Below are 17,285 nucleotides of genomic sequence, written 5' to 3'. Positions count from 1 at the left end.
CCGCCGCGCGGCCACCGCAGCCCAGGCCGGGCCCGGAGCCGGGCCGCCGACGACTACACGAGGCAAGGATTCGTGAACTTCACGCGCTGGAGCGCCCGGCTCCCCGGAACGCAGCGCCGCGCCGCCGCGCGAGCCGAGCACCCGGTCACCACCACGGACCGGCGGAGCGAAGGCTCCGTACCCGCGGCCCGCGCCGAACGACTCACCGACGAGCCGCCCCCGGTGCCCGCCGTCGACGAGCTCCCGGTCCGTGAGGTCCTCGACCGCGTCCCGGCCCTCGTCGCCCTCGTCCACGGCCCCGACCACCGCCTCGCCTACGTCAACGACGCCTACACGGCGGCCTTCGGCGTACGCCCCTGCGGCGAACCGGCCTCCGAGGCACTTCCCGAACTCCGCGATCTGGGCCTCATGCCCCTCCTCGACCAGGCCCTGCGCAGCGGCAAGCCCCGCACCCTGAAGTCCCGCAAGGCCCCCGACGGCCGCTCCTACACCTTCACCTGCACCCCGGCCGCCGAGGACAACGGCAAGGGCACCGTCCTGATCTTCGCCACCGACGTCACCGACCACGCCGAAGCCGCCGAACGACTCAGAACCAGTGAACGCCGCCAGCGCGAGACCGCCGTCACCCTCCAGCGCTCCCTCCTCCCCCAGGAGCTGGAAGAACCCGACGACCTGCGCATCGCCGCCACCTACCAGCCCGGCGGCACCGAGGCCGCGGTCGGCGGCGACTGGTACGACGTCATCACCCTCGGCGGCGGCCGCACCGCCCTCGTCATCGGCGACGTCATGGGCCGAGGCGTCCGCGCGGCAGCCGTCATGGGCCAGCTCCGCACGGCGGTCCGGGCGTACGCACGCCTCGACCTGCCCCCGCACGAGATCCTCCAGCTCCTCGACGGCCTCGCCGCGGAGATCGACGCCAACCAGATCGCCACCTGCGTGTACGCCATCCACGACCCCAACGAGGGCCGACTGGTGTACGCCTCCGCGGGCCACCTGCCCATCCTGGTCCGCGACGACAACGGCACCGTCCTGCGCGCCGACGAACCCACCGGCCCGCCCCTGGGCACCGGCGGCTGGATGCACGCCTCCGGCTCGATCCCCCTCGGCCCCGGCTCGACGGCCGTCCTCTACACGGACGGCCTGGTCGAGCGCAGGGACGAAGACCTCGACGAAGGCATCGCGTCCCTGGAGCGCGCCCTGTCCGGCGCGACCGGAACCCCCCAGGTCGTCTGCGACCGCCTGGTCCGCTCGGCCGGCGTCACCGCCGACCACGACGACGACGTCGCCGTCCTGGTCCTTCAGCACCCGGCCCGCACCGGCCCCGACGGCGAGCTGTTCCGCAACGCGGCCCTGGAGCTTCTCGGCGGAGTCGAAGCGGCCCCACGCGCGCGTGCCTTCGCCTCCGGTGTCCTGACCAGCTGGCGCTTCCCGCCCGACCTGCACGACCTCGGCGTCCTCGCCGCCAGCGAACTCGTCGCCAACTCCCTCCAGCACGGCACCCCGCCCATGCGGCTGCGCCTGCGCCGCACGGACCGCCGCCTGATCATCGAGGTCACCGACGGCGACGACCACCTTCCGCGCCGCCGCCGCGCCGAACCGGGCGACGAGTCGGGCCGAGGCATCGCCATCGTCGCCACGATCGCGTCCCACTGGGGCAGCCGCCGCACCCCGGGCGGCGGAAAAGCCGTGTGGTGCGAGTTCGTCCTGCCGAAGCCTGCGGAGTGACGAACGCCGTGACGACCGGAGCGACAGGCAGCACACCTCGCCCGGGTCACGGCCCCCCGCCGACACGAAAGGCGGCCGCCGCCCTCTCGGACGACGACCGCCTCCCCCACCCGTCTCACGCCTCGGCGGCCACCGGCTCCGCCACCGCGCCACCGCGCGCGACGACCCGCTTCCGCGCCAGCCACGGCTGATCCTGGACGGCGGTCAGCTGCCGTCCCAGCCGCAGCGCCAGACAGGTGATCCCCAGCGAGAACAGCAGGAACGTCACGATGTACGGCGCGTGCAGCGAGGCCCCCATCGGCCCGCCCACCGCCGGCCCGACGGCCAGCGCGAGCTGCTTCACCAGGGCGAACGCCGAGTTGTACTGTCCCGCCAGACCGGCCGGCGCCAGATCGGCCACCAGCGGCGCGACCGTCGGCGACAACATCGCCTCACCCAGCCCGAACAGCGCGTACGTCGACACGAACGCGGCCGTCGCCATCTCCTGACTGCCGTGGCCGAGTCCCGCGTACCCGGCCACGACCCACGCGACGGCCCAGATCAGCCCCACGGCAGCGATCACCCGGGACCGCTTCTGCCGCTCGACGAACTTCAGCACGGCGAACTGCGCGACGACGATCATCGCGGTGTTGGCGGCGAGCGCGGTCCCGAGCGCGGACGTCGAGATCCCGGCGGCCTCGACCCCGTACGCGCTCAGCCCCGACTCGAACTGTCCGTAGCAGGCGAAGAACAGCACGAAGCCCAGCACACACAGCTGCACCATCGCCCGGTTGCCGAGCAACCGCTTCCAGCTGCCCCCGGCGCCCTGCGGGGCGTCCCCGACCCGCGGAGCGTGCGGCAGCCGCACGGTCGACAGCACCACGGCCAGCAGCAGGAACATCGCAGCCTCGATGGCGAACAACAGCGTGAACGACGACACGCGCGTGGTGTCGACGAGATGCCCGCCGATCAGACCGCCCACGCCGAGCCCGAGGTTCTGAAGGAAGAACTGCGTCGCGAACGCCCGCGACCGGGTCTCCGCGGTCGAGCAGTCCACGATCATCGTGGCCAGCGCCGGCTGCATCACGGCCTGCCCGGCGCCGAGCGCGGCCGCGGCGGCCAGTACGGCCGTGGCGTTACCGGCGAGCCCCAGGCTCAGCGCGCCCAGCGCGGCGGTGACCAGGGCGGCGAGCAGGACCGGCAGTGGACCGCGCCGCACGATCGCCCGGCCGGCGAACGGCAGCACGATCAGCGCGGCCACGGCGAAGACGGCGAGGACGAGCCCCGCCGTCATGGCACCCAGTCCCCGCACCTGCGCCACATAGACGTACAGGTAGGGGACGGTGAAGCCGAGCCCGAACGCGCTGAGTGCGTTGCCCACGTGGATCCGGCGCATCGCTGCGCCCATCGCCCTGGTCACGTTCACCTCTCTCAGGTGGTCGTCGTCGGTACCGGACCCGAGCAGCGTCAGTACTTCCGCTGCCTCAGTACTTAGTGCCGAAGACTTCGAAGCTAAAGTTAGAAGCTAAACTGTACACCGCGAAGAACTTCAACGCGAACGAGCCCCGTGCGATACTTGCGCCCATGGGCGACACCCCCGGCACGGTCGGCACCGGCAGCGGCGGCGAGCCGACCCTCGAAGAGCAGATCGCGGCCTATCAGCGCGAATTCCAGGACCTCGACCCCCAGGTCGAGAAGATCGTCTCGGCGCTCTCCCGCCTGAACCGCCGGATGAACGTCGCCTATGGGCGCCAGACCGCGGACCTCGGCATCAGCAACGCCGAGTGGGAGGTCCTCAAGGCCCTGGTCCTCTCAGGGGCCCCCTATCGCCTGGGACCCAGCGACCTGGCCAAGCGCCTCGGCCTGACGCCGGCCGCGATGACCCACCGCATCGACCGCATGCTCGCCGAAGGACTGGTGACCCGTGAGCGGGACGAGTCCAACCGTGTGCGCGTGATCGTCGAGCTGACGCCCGAGGGTCGCGAGAAGTGGCTGGAGGCGATGCGCATGGCGACGGTCTTCGAGGAGGACCTCCTCCAGGACCTCTCCGCGGACGAGCGGACGGCCCTGGGTGAGGTCCTGACCAGGCTCCTGCGCCGGGTGGAGCACGCCCAGCCGGACGCCGGCGGCCGACTCAGCGACCTCGACTGAGCAGCCCACCCCGGCCGGACTAAAAGATCTTGACAGGGGTGGTTGACATCCCCATCCAGGATCCGTAGAGTTCTTCGGGTTGCCGGGGAGCCGTAACGGTTCTTCGACAGCACCTCCGCCGCAGTAGCGGCACTACAAACCATCAGCACGATCTCCCCACGGGGTCGAATTCGGCGTGCCCGAATTCAATTCGATTTGGGGTCGGCAGCCCGATTAGGAACTGCCGAGCGGATCCGCTAAGGTTTGAGACGTCGGAACGGCCCAACAGCCGGGAAGACAAGCCCCCTCTGACTGGGAATCAGGCCCGAAAGGATCTGATAGAGTCGGAACCGCCGGAAAGGGAAGCGCGAAAGCGAGAACCTGGAAAGCACCGAGGAAATCGGGTCGAGAAAAGATCTGATAGAGTCGGAAACGCAAGACCGAAGGGAAGCGCCCGGAGGAAAGCCTGAGAGAGTCTCTCGGGTGAGTACAAAGGAAGCGTCCGTTCCTTGAGAACTCAACAGCGTGCCAAAAATCAACGCCAGATATGTTGATACCCCGTCCCCGGCAGTGATAGCCGAGGATGAGGTTCCTTTGAAACAAAACACAGCGAGGACGCTGTGAACGGCCGGGCTTATTCCGCCTGGCTGTTCCGCTCTCGTGGTGTCGACCGGATTACCGGTAAACATTCACGGAGAGTTTGATCCTGGCTCAGGACGAACGCTGGCGGCGTGCTTAACACATGCAAGTCGAACGATGAACCACTTCGGTGGGGATTAGTGGCGAACGGGTGAGTAACACGTGGGCAATCTGCCCTTCACTCTGGGACAAGCCCTGGAAACGGGGTCTAATACCGGATAATACTTCCACTCGCATGGGTGGGGGTTAAAAGCTCCGGCGGTGAAGGATGAGCCCGCGGCCTATCAGCTTGTTGGTGAGGTAATGGCTCACCAAGGCGACGACGGGTAGCCGGCCTGAGAGGGCGACCGGCCACACTGGGACTGAGACACGGCCCAGACTCCTACGGGAGGCAGCAGTGGGGAATATTGCACAATGGGCGAAAGCCTGATGCAGCGACGCCGCGTGAGGGATGACGGCCTTCGGGTTGTAAACCTCTTTCAGCAGGGAAGAAGCGAAAGTGACGGTACCTGCAGAAGAAGCGCCGGCTAACTACGTGCCAGCAGCCGCGGTAATACGTAGGGCGCAAGCGTTGTCCGGAATTATTGGGCGTAAAGAGCTCGTAGGCGGTCTGTCGCGTCGGATGTGAAAGCCCGGGGCTTAACCCCGGGTCTGCATTCGATACGGGCAGACTAGAGTGTGGTAGGGGAGATCGGAATTCCTGGTGTAGCGGTGAAATGCGCAGATATCAGGAGGAACACCGGTGGCGAAGGCGGATCTCTGGGCCATTACTGACGCTGAGGAGCGAAAGCGTGGGGAGCGAACAGGATTAGATACCCTGGTAGTCCACGCCGTAAACGGTGGGAACTAGGTGTTGGCGACATTCCACGTCGTCGGTGCCGCAGCTAACGCATTAAGTTCCCCGCCTGGGGAGTACGGCCGCAAGGCTAAAACTCAAAGGAATTGACGGGGGCCCGCACAAGCAGCGGAGCATGTGGCTTAATTCGACGCAACGCGAAGAACCTTACCAAGGCTTGACATACACCGGAAACGTCTGGAGACAGGCGCCCCCTTGTGGTCGGTGTACAGGTGGTGCATGGCTGTCGTCAGCTCGTGTCGTGAGATGTTGGGTTAAGTCCCGCAACGAGCGCAACCCTTGTTCTGTGTTGCCAGCATGCCCTTCGGGGTGATGGGGACTCACAGGAGACTGCCGGGGTCAACTCGGAGGAAGGTGGGGACGACGTCAAGTCATCATGCCCCTTATGTCTTGGGCTGCACACGTGCTACAATGGCCGGTACAAAGAGCTGCGAAACCGTGAGGTGGAGCGAATCTCAAAAAGCCGGTCTCAGTTCGGATTGGGGTCTGCAACTCGACCCCATGAAGTCGGAGTTGCTAGTAATCGCAGATCAGCATTGCTGCGGTGAATACGTTCCCGGGCCTTGTACACACCGCCCGTCACGTCACGAAAGTCGGTAACACCCGAAGCCGGTGGCCCAACCCCTTGTGGGAGGGAGCTGTCGAAGGTGGGACTGGCGATTGGGACGAAGTCGTAACAAGGTAGCCGTACCGGAAGGTGCGGCTGGATCACCTCCTTTCTAAGGAGCACTTCTTACCGGGCTTGCTCGGTCAGAGGCCAGTACATCGGCGTACGTCCGATGCTGGTTGCTCATGGGTGGAACGTTGATTATTCGGCATTCTCAGTCATCTCGGGCTGCAAGTACTGTTCTTCGGAGCGTGGAAAGCTGATCATGAGTGGCGAGGGTGCCGGGCACGCTGTTGGGTGTCTGAGGGTATGGCCGTATGGCTGCCTTCAGTGCCGGCCCCAGTGCACTCGGATCCGTTAAGGGTTCGGGGTGATGGGTGGCTGGTCGTTGTTTGAGAACTGCACAGTGGACGCGAGCATCTGTGGCCAAGTTTTTAAGGGCGCACGGTGGATGCCTTGGCACCAGGAACCGATGAAGGACGTGGGAGGCCACGATAGTCCCCGGGGAGTCGTCAACCAGGCTTTGATCCGGGGGTTTCCGAATGGGGAAACCCGGCAGTCGTCATGGGCTGTCACCCGCTGCTGAACACATAGGCAGTGTGGAGGGAACGCGGGGAAGTGAAACATCTCAGTACCCGCAGGAAGAGAAAACAACCGTGATTCCGGGAGTAGTGGCGAGCGAAACCGGATGAGGCCAAACCGTATACGTGTGAGACCCGGCAGGGGTTGCGTGTACGGGGTTGTGGGATCTCTCTTTCACAGTCTGCCGGCTGTGAGACGAGTCAGAAACCGTTGATGTAGGCGAAGGACATGCGAAAGGTCCGGCGTAGAGGGTAAGACCCCCGTAGTCGAAACGTCAACGGCTCGTTTGAGAGACACCCAAGTAGCACGGGGCCCGAGAAATCCCGTGTGAATCTGGCGGGACCACCCGCTAAGCCTAAATATTCCCTGGTGACCGATAGCGGATAGTACCGTGAGGGAATGGTGAAAAGTACCGCGGGAGCGGAGTGAAATAGTACCTGAAACCGTGTGCCTACAAGCCGTGGGAGCGTCGCGCATCGAGTTTACTCGGTGCGTCGTGACTGCGTGCCTTTTGAAGAATGAGCCTGCGAGTTTGCGGTGTGTTGCGAGGTTAACCCGAGTGGGGAAGCCGTAGCGAAAGCGAGTCCGAATAGGGCGTTTCAGTAGCACGCTCAAGACCCGAAGCGGAGTGATCTAGCCATGGGCAGGTTGAAGCGGAGGTAAGACTTCGTGGAGGACCGAACCCACCAGGGTTGAAAACCTGGGGGATGACCTGTGGTTAGGGGTGAAAGGCCAATCAAACTCCGTGATAGCTGGTTCTCCCCGAAATGCATTTAGGTGCAGCGTCGTGTGTTTCTTGCCGGAGGTAGAGCACTGGATAGGCGATGGGCCCTACCGGGTTACTGACCTTAGCCAAACTCCGAATGCCGGTAAGTGAGAGCGCGGCAGTGAGACTGTGGGGGATAAGCTCCATGGTCGAGAGGGAAACAGCCCAGAGCATCGACTAAGGCCCCTAAGCGTACGCTAAGTGGGAAAGGATGTGGAGTCGCACAGACAACCAGGAGGTTGGCTTAGAAGCAGCCACCCTTGAAAGAGTGCGTAATAGCTCACTGGTCTAGTGATTCCGCGCCGACAATGTAGCGGGGCTCAAGCGTACCGCCGAAGTCGTGTCATTCATACAACAGGGCCAACGCCCGTATGGATGGGTAGGGGAGCGTCGTGTGCCGGGTGAAGCAGCACCGGAAGGTAGTTGTGGACGGTTCACGAGTGAGAATGCAGGCATGAGTAGCGATACACACGTGAGAAACGTGTGCGCCGATTGACTAAGGGTTCCTGGGTCAAGCTGATCTGCCCAGGGTAAGTCGGGACCTAAGGCGAGGCCGACAGGCGTAGTCGATGGATAACCGGTTGATATTCCGGTACCCGCTGTGAAGCGTCAAACATCGAACCAGGCGATGCTAAGTCCGTGAAGCCGTTCCGGACCCTTCGGGGAAAGGAAAGTGGTGGAGCCGACGAACCAGACTTGCAGTAGGTGAGTGATGGGGTGACGCAGGAAGGTAGTCCATCCCGGGCGGTGGTTGTCCCGGGGTAAGGGTGTAGGACGAACGGTAGGCAAATCCGCCGTTCACATAGTCTGAGACCTGATGCCGAGCCGATTGTGGCGAAGTGGATGATCCTATGCTGTCGAGAAAAGCCTCTAGCGAGTTTCATGGCGGCCCGTACCCTAAACCGACTCAGGTGGTCAGGTAGAGAATACCGAGGCGTTCGGGTGAACTATGGTTAAGGAACTCGGCAAAATGCCCCCGTAACTTCGGGAGAAGGGGGGCCACGTCTGGTGAGAGCACTTGCTGCTCGAGCTGGGGGTGGCCGCAGAGACCAGCGAGAAGCGACTGTTTACTAAAAACACAGGTCCGTGCGAAGCCGTAAGGCGATGTATACGGACTGACGCCTGCCCGGTGCTGGAACGTTAAGGGGACCGGTTAGTCAAGATTCGTCTTGGCGAAGCTGAGAACTTAAGCGCCAGTAAACGGCGGTGGTAACTATAACCATCCTAAGGTAGCGAAATTCCTTGTCGGGTAAGTTCCGACCTGCACGAATGGCGTAACGACTTCTCGACTGTCTCAACCATAGGCCCGGTGAAATTGCACTACGAGTAAAGATGCTCGTTTCGCGCAGCAGGACGGAAAGACCCCGGGACCTTTACTACAGTTTGATATTGGTGTTCGGTTCGGCTTGTGTAGGATAGGTGGGAGACTTTGAAGCAGCCACGCCAGTGGTTGTGGAGTCGCCGTTGAAATACCACTCTGGTCGTGCTGGATGTCTAACCTGGGTCCGTGATCCGGATCAGGGACAGTGTCTGATGGGTAGTTTAACTGGGGCGGTTGCCTCCTAAAGAGTAACGGAGGCGCCCAAAGGTTCCCTCAGCCTGGTTGGCAATCAGGTGTTGAGTGTAAGTGCACAAGGGAGCTTGACTGTGAGACCGACGGGTCGAGCAGGGACGAAAGTCGGGACTAGTGATCCGGCGGTGGCTTGTGGAAGCGCCGTCGCTCAACGGATAAAAGGTACCCCGGGGATAACAGGCTGATCTTCCCCAAGAGTCCATATCGACGGGATGGTTTGGCACCTCGATGTCGGCTCGTCGCATCCTGGGGCTGGAGTCGGTCCCAAGGGTTGGGCTGTTCGCCCATTAAAGCGGTACGCGAGCTGGGTTTAGAACGTCGTGAGACAGTTCGGTCCCTATCCGCTGCGCGCGCAGGAATATTGAGAAGGGCTGTCCCTAGTACGAGAGGACCGGGACGGACGAACCTCTGGTGTGCCAGTTGTTCTGCCAAGGGCATGGCTGGTTGGCTACGTTCGGGAGGGATAACCGCTGAAAGCATCTAAGCGGGAAGCCTGCTTCGAGATGAGTATTCCCACCCCCTTGAGGGGTTAAGGCTCCCAGTAGACGACTGGGTTGATAGGCCGGATGTGGAAGCCCAGTAATGGGTGAAGCTGACTGGTACTAATAGGCCGAGGGCTTGTCCTCAGTTGCTCGCGTCCACTGTGTTGGTTCTGAAACCACGAACGGCCCCATGTCATGGTCACGGCATGGTGCGGCTGCATGTGTTTCATAGTGTTTCGGTGGTCATAGCGTGAGGGAAACGCCCGGTTACATTCCGAACCCGGAAGCTAAGCCTTACAGCGCCGATGGTACTGCAGGGGGGACCCTGTGGGAGAGTAGGACACCGCCGAACAAATATTACGGGAAACCCCCGCACCTCACGGTGCGGGGGTTTTCTGCGTTACGGTGATTTCTATGTACACGTATGTGGTTCGGGTCGTACGGGCTGAAGAGTGGGCCCTGGTGAAGGACCTCCGGTTGCTTGCGCTCAGGGATCCGGTGGCACCGCTCGCCTTTCTGGAGACATATGAGGCTGCTGCGGCGCGGCCCGACTCCTTCTGGCAGGAGCGGGCGGCAGGGGCGGCCGAGGGATCAGCCGGCGTACGGCAGTTCGTCGCCGAGGCGGAGGACGGGCAGTGGGCGGGGACGGTCACCGTACTCGTGGAGGAGGCGGGGACCGTCGACTGGGCCGGTTTCCCCGTGGAGCGGCGGCAGGCGCACCTCGTCGGGGTCTATGTGCGGGACGAGTGGCGTGGCGGCGGGATGACGCGGGCGCTGCTCGACGCCGCCGTCGAGTGGTCCTGGAAGTCGGGGGTCGAGCGGGTGCGGCTCATCGTCCACGAGAAGAACGCGCGGGCGCAGGGGGCGTACCGCAAGGCGGGGTTCATACCGAGTGGGCGGACCGTGCCGTTGGGGCAGGGCGCCGGGGAGGCCGAGTACGAGTTCGTCCTCGAGCGTCCCGAGGCGTCAGACCGGTAGGTCGTGGTGCGGCCAGCGGGCCTTGGCCTGTTCGCGGGAGCGGAGCAGGGCCAGGGTGGGCAGGCCGCGGTCGGTGCCGGTGGCCAGCAGGTCCGGGAGCTGGGGGATGGGGGCCACGGCCGCCACGTCGTCGAGCACCAGGGACATTGGTGGGTCGAGGCGACCGGAGGATGACCGTTCGGCCATGCGCCGGCCGCGCTCGACCACGCTGGAGACGAGGGCCGTCAGGAGCGGCATCGCGCCGGGACGGGTCCTGGGGTCCTCGATTGATTCACCGAGCACATAGAGAGTTCCCCCTTCGTCCACGAAGGAATCCAAGGCGAGGGCGTCAGTTCGGTTGGGAGTGCACGCCTCGCGGATGTTCACCGTGGACAGGGCGGAGAGGGCACGGGATGTCAGTTCCTGGGCGATGTCCCGGCGTTCGGGGTGGGCGGTCAGGGCGGCTTCGAGTTCGCCCGCCGCGCCCGGGGCGGCCTTGGGGTTGGTCCGGAGCGTGCGGACGGCTTCCTGGATGCCGGTGCCCTGGGACCAGCGGTGGACGTGGCGGACGGTGCGGCCGTCGATGGCCGCGGCGTGCAGGTAGCTGCGCAGAAGGGTTTCGGCGGTGTCGCTGACCGCCTGGTCGAGCCGCGAGGTGGGACGCACGGGAGCGAGGAGTGCCGTCGCGCGCGAGATCGCGGTCTGTTTGTCCTCGCAGCCTGTGGTGGGGGACCAGTGGAGGCGGGCCGGGGTGTCGCAGAGGTGGCCGGGGTCGTAGAGGTGGACCGGGCCCAGTTTGGCTCGGGCGTCCTTCGTCTCCTGCCAGAGAGTGGGGCTGGAGGTGAGGATGACGGCGGGGCCCTCGGCGTCCCGGATGGCCTGGATCGCGGTCGCGTGGCGGATTTCCGGCGGGGCGTAGTGCGCCGCACCCTCGAAGCGGTTGGCTTCCCATCCGGCGGCCCGTTCACCTGCAACAGCCGGGAACAGAGCGGCGGCTGCGGATGGCGAGGGCTGCTGCGGCTGTTGCTGCTGCGGTTGCAGGGACGGTGAGAACGAGGCGGGTGGCGCGGCCGGCGTCGGCTGAAGAGACTGTGTCGGTGTCGTCGGCGGCTCGGCGTCCGTCCTGGGGCCGGTCTCGACGCGTGGGGTCGGCACCTCGTGGTGCGTCGGTGGCGTCACGGTCTCCTGGACGGCCGTCGGAGCCGGTGCCAGGTCCGCGCGCTTCCTCGCCCGTACCGCCCGCCATCGGGCGAGTGTCCCCATCACGAACACCGTGAGGACGAGCAGGATCATCACCTGGCCGATGAACAGGCCCCAGAACAGCCCGTAGCCCGAGAAGTCGGCCGCCTCCGCTTCGGGCCAGGCGCCGGGGATGTCGTGGGGCCGGGCGATGAGGTGCCGCATGGCCAGCGGGGTGCGGGTGAAGGTGACGCCCGCGGGCCAGGAGCCGTGGGCGAAGAGGGCCGCCAGGCCGGTCGCCGTCCAGACCAGCAGGGTCATGCCGAGCAGGAAGGCGAGTATCCCGACCAGCAGGCCGTCGGGGATGCCTCCCTGGCCGTGGCCGGGGTCGCGGCGCTGCTCGTCTCCCGGTCTCATGGCGACCCCCTCTCCCGCGCTACGCCACCGTCGACTCGGACGAGCCGTCCAAGTCGGCCAGGTGCTGTTCCATGAAGGCCGCCGCTCGTCGTTCCTGTTCCAGTTCGGCGGCGAGCAGTGCGTCGTCGTCGGACATGGTGCGGTCGGTGGAGGACTCCGTCATCGCCCGGTCGGTGAAGACGAGTGGCCGTTCCGTCTCGGTGATCAGGTGTTTCACCACCTGCACATTGCCGTTGACGTCCCAGACCGCGATGCCCGGGGTGAGGGTGGGGATGATCTCCACCGCCCATCTGGGCAGGCCGATGACCCGGCCCGTCGCCCTCGCCTCGTCCGCCTTCTGGGCGTAGATGGTCCGGGTCGACGCCATCTTCAGGATGGCCGCGGCCTCCTTCGCCGCCGCTCCGTCCACCACGTCGGACAGGTGGTGGACGACCGCCACGAACGACAGGCCGAGGCGACGGCCGAACTTCAGCAGTCGCTGGAACAGCTGGGCCACGAAGGGGCTGTTGATGATGTGCCAGGCCTCCTCGACCAGGAAGATGCGCTTCTTCCGGTCGGGGCGGATCCAGGTGTGTTCCAGCCAGACCCCGACGATCGCCATCAGGATCGGCATGGCGATCGAGTTGCGGTCGATGTGGGACAGATCGAACACGATCAGCGGAGCGTCCAGGTCGATGCCCACCGTCGTGGGGCCGTCGAACATGCCCCTGAGGTCGCCGTCGACCAGGCGGTCCAGGACCAGTGCCACGTCCAGGCCCCAGGCCCGTACATCGTCTATGGCGACGTTCATCGCCTCCGCCGACTCCGGCTCGGGGTGGCGCAGCTGTTCGACGATGTCGGTCAGGACGGGCTGGCGCTCCACGATCGTCTCGTTGACGTAGGCGTGGGCGACCTTGAGCGCGAAGCCCGAGCGCTCGTCCAGGCCGTGGCCCATCGCCACCTCGATGATGGTGCGCAGCAGCGCGAGCTGGCCGGTCGTGGTGATCGACGGGTCCAGCGGGTTGAGGCGGATCCCGTGGTCCAGGGCGGCGGCCGGGTCCAGGCGGATAGGAGTTATTCCCATCGCCTGCGCGATGAGGTTCCATTCGCCGACGCCGTCCTCGCCCTGGGCGTCCAGGACGACGACCTGGCGGTCGCGGAAGCGCAGTTGGCGCATGACGTATGTCTTCTCCAGCGCCGACTTGCCGTTTCCGGACTCGCCGAGGACGAGCCAGTGCGGGGCGGGGAGCTGCTGGCCGTACAGCTGGAAGGGGTCGTAGATGTAGCCCTTTCCGGAGTAGACCTCGCGGCCGATGATGACGCCGGAGTCGCCGAGGCCGGGGGCGGCCGTCGGCAGGTACACCGCCTGGGCCTGGCCCGTGGAGGTGCGCACCGGCAGCCGGGTCGTCTCGACCTTGCCGAACAGGAAGGAGGTGAAGGCGTCCGTGAGGACGGACAGCGGATCCCGCATCAGCTCATCAGCCCCTACCTTCGGATTCCGGTGGCGAACGGGAGGGTGTTCACGAACGCCCGGTGGTGCTCTCGGTCGCACCACTCCAGCTTCAGGTACGACTTGCCGGCCGACGCCCTTATCGTCCGTTTGTCGCGGGCGAGGGCTTCGGGATTGCGGGAGGAGACGGTGATGTAGCCGACCAGGTTCACGCCGGCCGCGCCGGACGCCAGGTCCTCGCCGCGCTGGTCCAGCCGGGAGTGGGCGGCCACGTCGCGTGGGTCGACGGTGCGGTTCATCTTGGCGGCCCGGCTCGCCTCGGCGTCGTCGTTCGTCTTCTCCGTCAGCATGCGTTCGATGGCGACCTCGGTGGGTTCGAGGTCCATGGTCACGGCGACGGTACGGATGACGTCCGGGGTGTGGACGAGGAGCGGTGCCAGGAAGTTGACGCCCACCGGGGTCATCGGCCACTCCTTCACCCAGGCCGTGGCATGGCACCACGGGGCACGGGTCGACGACTCGCGGGTCTTGGCCTGGAGGTACGTCGGCTCCATGGCGTCCAGCTCGGCCGGCCAGGCGTTGCGCTTGGTCATCGCCTGGATGTGGTCGATGGGGTGGTCCGGGTCGTACATGGAGTGGACGAGGGAGGACAGCCGGCCCTGGCCCAGGGGCTGACGGACGCGGATGTCCGCCTCCTGGAGGCGGGAGCAGATGTCCGTCAGCTCGCGGGCCATGACGACCGCCAGGCCCGCGTCGCGGTCCAGTTTGCGGCCCGACCGGGGGCGGGCGGCGCGGGCCATGGCGTGGGCCTCGGCGGCCAGTTCGCGGGTGTAGTGCATACAGGCGACGAGGTAGGCGCGGTGCTGCTCGCTGCTCGTGGACACCATGGACTGGAGCTGGTCGTAGGAGCGGGCCAGCCAGTCGGGGGACTTCTCGTCCCCGCGGACGGCGACGTCCTTGGCGTGGGCGTCCGGGTCGGCGGGGAGGGTGCGGGCGAGCATCTGGAGGCGGGTGACGAAGCCGTCGCCGTTCGCCACGTGCTTGAGGAGGGTGCCGAAGCGGTCGACCAGCGCCTCCTGGTCCTCGCTGTCGCGCAGGCCGACGCCCGGGCCCTCGATCTCGATGGCGGCCGTCACCGTACGGCGGTCGGCGTGCAGGAGTACGGCGATCTCGTCGGGGCCGAAGGGGGCGGCCAGCCAGCTGATGCGGCCGATGCCCGGGGGCGGGCCGATCTCGATCTCCTGGCCGTCGAGCCGGGTGCCCGCCTCCATGACGGTCGAGCGGTAGGTCGTGCCCTGGCGCAGGGTGCGCTTGTAGCTGCGGTTGATCTCGAACCACTTGTAGAACGTGCGGTGCTTGTACGGCACGTAGACGGCGGCCAGCGCGATCATCGGGAAGCCGCTGAGCAGCACGATCCGCAGGGCGAGGACGGGGACGAGGAGGCCGCACATCATGCCGAGGAACGCGCCGATGACGATGAGCGCGATCTCGCCGGTCTCGCGGTTGCGGCCGACGATCGCGTTCGGCCGGGCGCGGCCGATCAGATATGTACGGCGGGGCGTGATCGCGTGGGACACGTGGGAATCAGCCGTCAACGCCCTTCACCTCCCGTGCGGTTGTTGCTGCTGTTGCGGGTGTTGCCGGCGTGCGGGGTGTTGACCGGGCTGCTCGCGCGGGGGGCGGGTGCGGCAGAGGGGACAGATCCGCCGCCCCCGTTCGGGGTGCGCGAGCTGTGCGCGGCGACTCCGCCGGAGGCGGGGTTGGAGGGGCGGGCGCCGGAGGACCCGGACTGGCCGCCGCCGTTGTTGTCCGCCCGGGTGCTGTGCGCCTTGATGCCCTGGGCGACGAGGGTCGCCGGGGAGCTGATGACGGCCGCCGCCTTGCCCTCGGCGCCCTGCATGATGCGGTTGTTGCGGGAGCCCGCGATCTCGTCGCCGAAGCCGGGGACGAAGCGGTAGATCATCGCGCTGGCGAAGATGGCGAGCAGGATGATGGAGAGGCCGGAGACGACGGCGGAGAAGGCGTTCGGGCCGTCGGCGGTGGACAGCGCCCCGGCGAGGCCGAGGACGATCACGATGACCGGTTTGACCAGGATGACGGCGATCATGATGCCGGCCCAGCGGCGGACGTGGCTCCACAGGTTCTTGTCGACCAGGCCCGCGTAGACGACGGTGCCGAGCAGGGCGCCCACGTAGAGCAGGGCGGCCCGGATGACGAGCTCCAGCCACAGCACTCCGGCCGCGAGGATCGACACCAGGGACACCACGATCAGCATGATCGGGCCGCCGCCGATGTCCTCGCCCTTGGAGAGGGCTGCGGAGAAGGTGCCGAAGAACGTGTCGGTCTGGTTGCCGGTGGTCTTCGCGAGGACGTCGGTGATGCCGTCCGTGGCGGATACGACCGTGTAGAGGATGAGGGGGGTGAAGGCGGAGGCCAGGACGGTCAGCCAGAGGAAGCCGACGGCTTCGCCGATGGCGGTGGTGAGGGGTACTCCGCGCACCGCCCTCTTGGCGACGGCCAGCAGCCACAGCAGGAGGGTCAGGACGGTCGAGGCGGCGAAGACGACGGCGTACTGCTTGAGGAACCGCTCGTTGGTGAAGTCGACGTTCGCGGTGTCCTTGACGGCCTCGCTGAGCTTGTCGACGGTCCAGGACGCGGCGTCGGCACAGCCCTTGGCGAGGGAGGAGAGGGGGTCGAGGGTGTCGGAGACGCCGGGGTTGGTGGTGGCGCCCGAGTCCGCGTTGCCCCTCTCGCAGTACTTCTTGGCCTCGCCGGAGATGAGCCTGCAGTCCAGGCTGCCGGACGGGGAGGGCGAGGAGGAGGGCGTCGGGTCGGGCGTCGGGGCCGCGAAGGCGCGGGTGGCCAGCAGGACGGCCGAGGTCTGGACGGCCGTCACGGCTCCGGCGAGCGTGAGCAGGCGGCGCGGGTTAGCGGGCATACGTGAACCCTCCGTACTCCTCGATGGCCTTGCTGATCTCGTCGGAGGTGGCGGCCTGGTCGTCGCCGGGGACGGGGGCGGGACCGTCCTTCTGCTCGTCGCTGACGATCTTCCAGTCACCGTCGGTCCACTGGAGGTCGAAGGTCCAGGTCTTCCATGACGAGGTGACGGGGTCGGTGGAACTCGTCCCGGACATGCCGATGAGGCCCAGGTACCAGACGGCGACCTTGGCGGTGGTGGCCGAGTAGGCCTGGGGCGTGGTGCCCACGGGTACCACCCGGGAGACGAAGGTCTCGCCCTGCGGGGCGTTCCCGTCGGCGTCCAGGCCCATCTTGGCGAGGAAGTCGGTCGAGTACGCCTGGTCCATGGCGCCCTGAAGCCTGGCCGCGGCGGCGGTGGTGTAGACGGTGTCGACGAGGTCGTGACGGCTGTCCGTCCGGAACATCCCGGTCGAGCCGAGCGCCACCGCGTAGTTGGCGGCGGCCGACTGGGCACCCTGCTGGGTGTGTGCGAACCCCGAGGGGATCCCGCCCGTCTTCGCGTCCACCGGCTTCGTGCCGGTGGCCGCCGTGCTGGTCGCGTCCGGCTTGTCGCCGGTCGCGCCGCCGGCCGAGGTGGAGGAGGAATCGTCTCCTCCGCGGTTCGCGAAGGCGATCGCCGCGATGAGGAGGACGACGACGCCGACCACCGTGACCAGGCTCCGTGAGGACGAACGGCCGCCCCTGCCGGCACCGCCGTAGGGGTCGTTCGCGGGCAGCCGGAGGCGGGTCCTGCCGTACCCGTGCTCCTCGTCGGAGCGCGCGGATTCGCCGTAGTCGTGTTCGTCGCCGGGAGTCATGCCGCGTAGGCCCCCTCGCTGCCGTACCGGGACGCGTACAAGTACGACGGTAGCCGTGCTGGTTCCCGCGCGGGCGCGGTGTGGTGACTCGACATCAGGGACATCAGGGAAACGCAACCTCAGCCGGTGGGCACGACAGGTGTGTGGGGGTGGCGGGCCGGGCGTGCCCGGACGGTACGGGGGGTGGT

Annotated in this window: 9 protein-coding genes and 3 rRNA genes; 6 read left to right on the top strand and 6 right to left on the bottom strand. The window is 66.5% G+C overall.

The window, feature by feature from the left end; all coding sequences use genetic code 11:
* Positions 1-72 precede the first annotated feature (72 nt).
* Complete coding sequence (locus OG736_RS21150; RefSeq protein WP_327183837.1) at positions 73-1,725, top strand: ATP-binding SpoIIE family protein phosphatase; 1,653 nt, start codon at positions 73-75, stop codon at positions 1,723-1,725.
* A 115-nt stretch (positions 1,726-1,840) separates the two neighbouring features.
* Here the strand turns inward: OG736_RS21150 and OG736_RS21145 are convergent, their stop codons facing one another.
* On the bottom strand, positions 1,841-3,112 hold the full coding sequence (locus OG736_RS21145) for an MFS transporter (protein WP_327187669.1): 1,272 nt from the start codon (positions 3,110-3,112) through the stop codon (positions 1,841-1,843).
* Between the two features lie 176 nt (positions 3,113-3,288).
* Between OG736_RS21145 and OG736_RS21140 the strand changes: the two genes are divergently transcribed.
* From OG736_RS21140 to OG736_RS21120, 5 genes are all read left to right on the top strand, one after another.
* Positions 3,289-3,855: a MarR family winged helix-turn-helix transcriptional regulator gene (locus OG736_RS21140; RefSeq protein WP_327183836.1), complete on the top strand. Its 567-nt coding sequence runs from the start codon at positions 3,289-3,291 to the stop codon at positions 3,853-3,855.
* 667 nt (positions 3,856-4,522) lie between these two features.
* Positions 4,523-6,048 (top strand): 16S ribosomal RNA (locus OG736_RS21135).
* 312 nt (positions 6,049-6,360) lie between these two features.
* Positions 6,361-9,483, top strand: a 23S ribosomal RNA gene (locus tag OG736_RS21130).
* A gap of 91 nt (positions 9,484-9,574) precedes the next feature.
* Positions 9,575-9,691, top strand: a 5S ribosomal RNA gene (gene rrf, locus OG736_RS21125).
* The 16S, 23S and 5S rRNA genes sit together here, the layout of an rRNA operon.
* A gap of 62 nt (positions 9,692-9,753) precedes the next feature.
* The gene (locus OG736_RS21120) at positions 9,754-10,317 is read left to right on the top strand and encodes a GNAT family N-acetyltransferase (RefSeq protein WP_327183835.1); all 564 of its coding nucleotides are present in this window, start codon (positions 9,754-9,756) and stop codon (positions 10,315-10,317) included.
* Here the strand turns inward: OG736_RS21120 and OG736_RS21115 are convergent.
* From OG736_RS21115 to OG736_RS21095, 5 genes are read right to left on the bottom strand one after another with little or no spacing between them, the layout of a single operon-like run.
* Positions 10,306-11,892 (bottom strand): type IV secretory system conjugative DNA transfer family protein, encoded by a 1,587-nt coding sequence (locus OG736_RS21115; RefSeq protein WP_327183834.1) that lies wholly within the window; start codon positions 11,890-11,892, stop codon positions 10,306-10,308. The two genes, OG736_RS21120 and OG736_RS21115, sit on opposite strands and share 12 nt — an antisense overlap.
* A gap of 19 nt (positions 11,893-11,911) precedes the next feature.
* Positions 11,912-13,342 (bottom strand): ATP-binding protein, encoded by a 1,431-nt coding sequence (locus OG736_RS21110; protein ID WP_020133082.1) that lies wholly within the window; start codon positions 13,340-13,342, stop codon positions 11,912-11,914.
* Between the two features lie 14 nt (positions 13,343-13,356).
* The gene (locus OG736_RS21105) at positions 13,357-14,916 is read right to left on the bottom strand and encodes an SCO6880 family protein (RefSeq protein ID WP_327183833.1); all 1,560 of its coding nucleotides are present in this window, start codon (positions 14,914-14,916) and stop codon (positions 13,357-13,359) included.
* Positions 14,913-16,259, bottom strand: coding sequence for a hypothetical protein (locus OG736_RS21100; RefSeq protein ID WP_327183832.1), 1,347 nt, complete (start codon positions 16,257-16,259; stop codon positions 14,913-14,915). The genes OG736_RS21105 and OG736_RS21100 overlap by 4 nt, the downstream gene beginning before the upstream one ends.
* A complete protein-coding gene (locus OG736_RS21095; protein WP_327183831.1) occupies positions 16,249-17,097 on the bottom strand; it encodes a DUF8175 domain-containg protein in 849 nt (282 codons plus the stop codon). The genes OG736_RS21100 and OG736_RS21095 overlap by 11 nt, the downstream gene beginning before the upstream one ends.
* Between the last annotated feature and the right edge of the window lie 188 nt (positions 17,098-17,285).

The organism is Streptomyces sp. NBC_01334, assembly GCF_035983595.1.
Taxonomy (GTDB): Bacteria; Actinomycetota; Actinomycetes; order Streptomycetales; family Streptomycetaceae; genus Streptomyces; species Streptomyces coriariae.
Note: the sequence above shows the minus strand (reverse complement) of the source record. Positions and strands in the feature narration are given on the sequence as shown.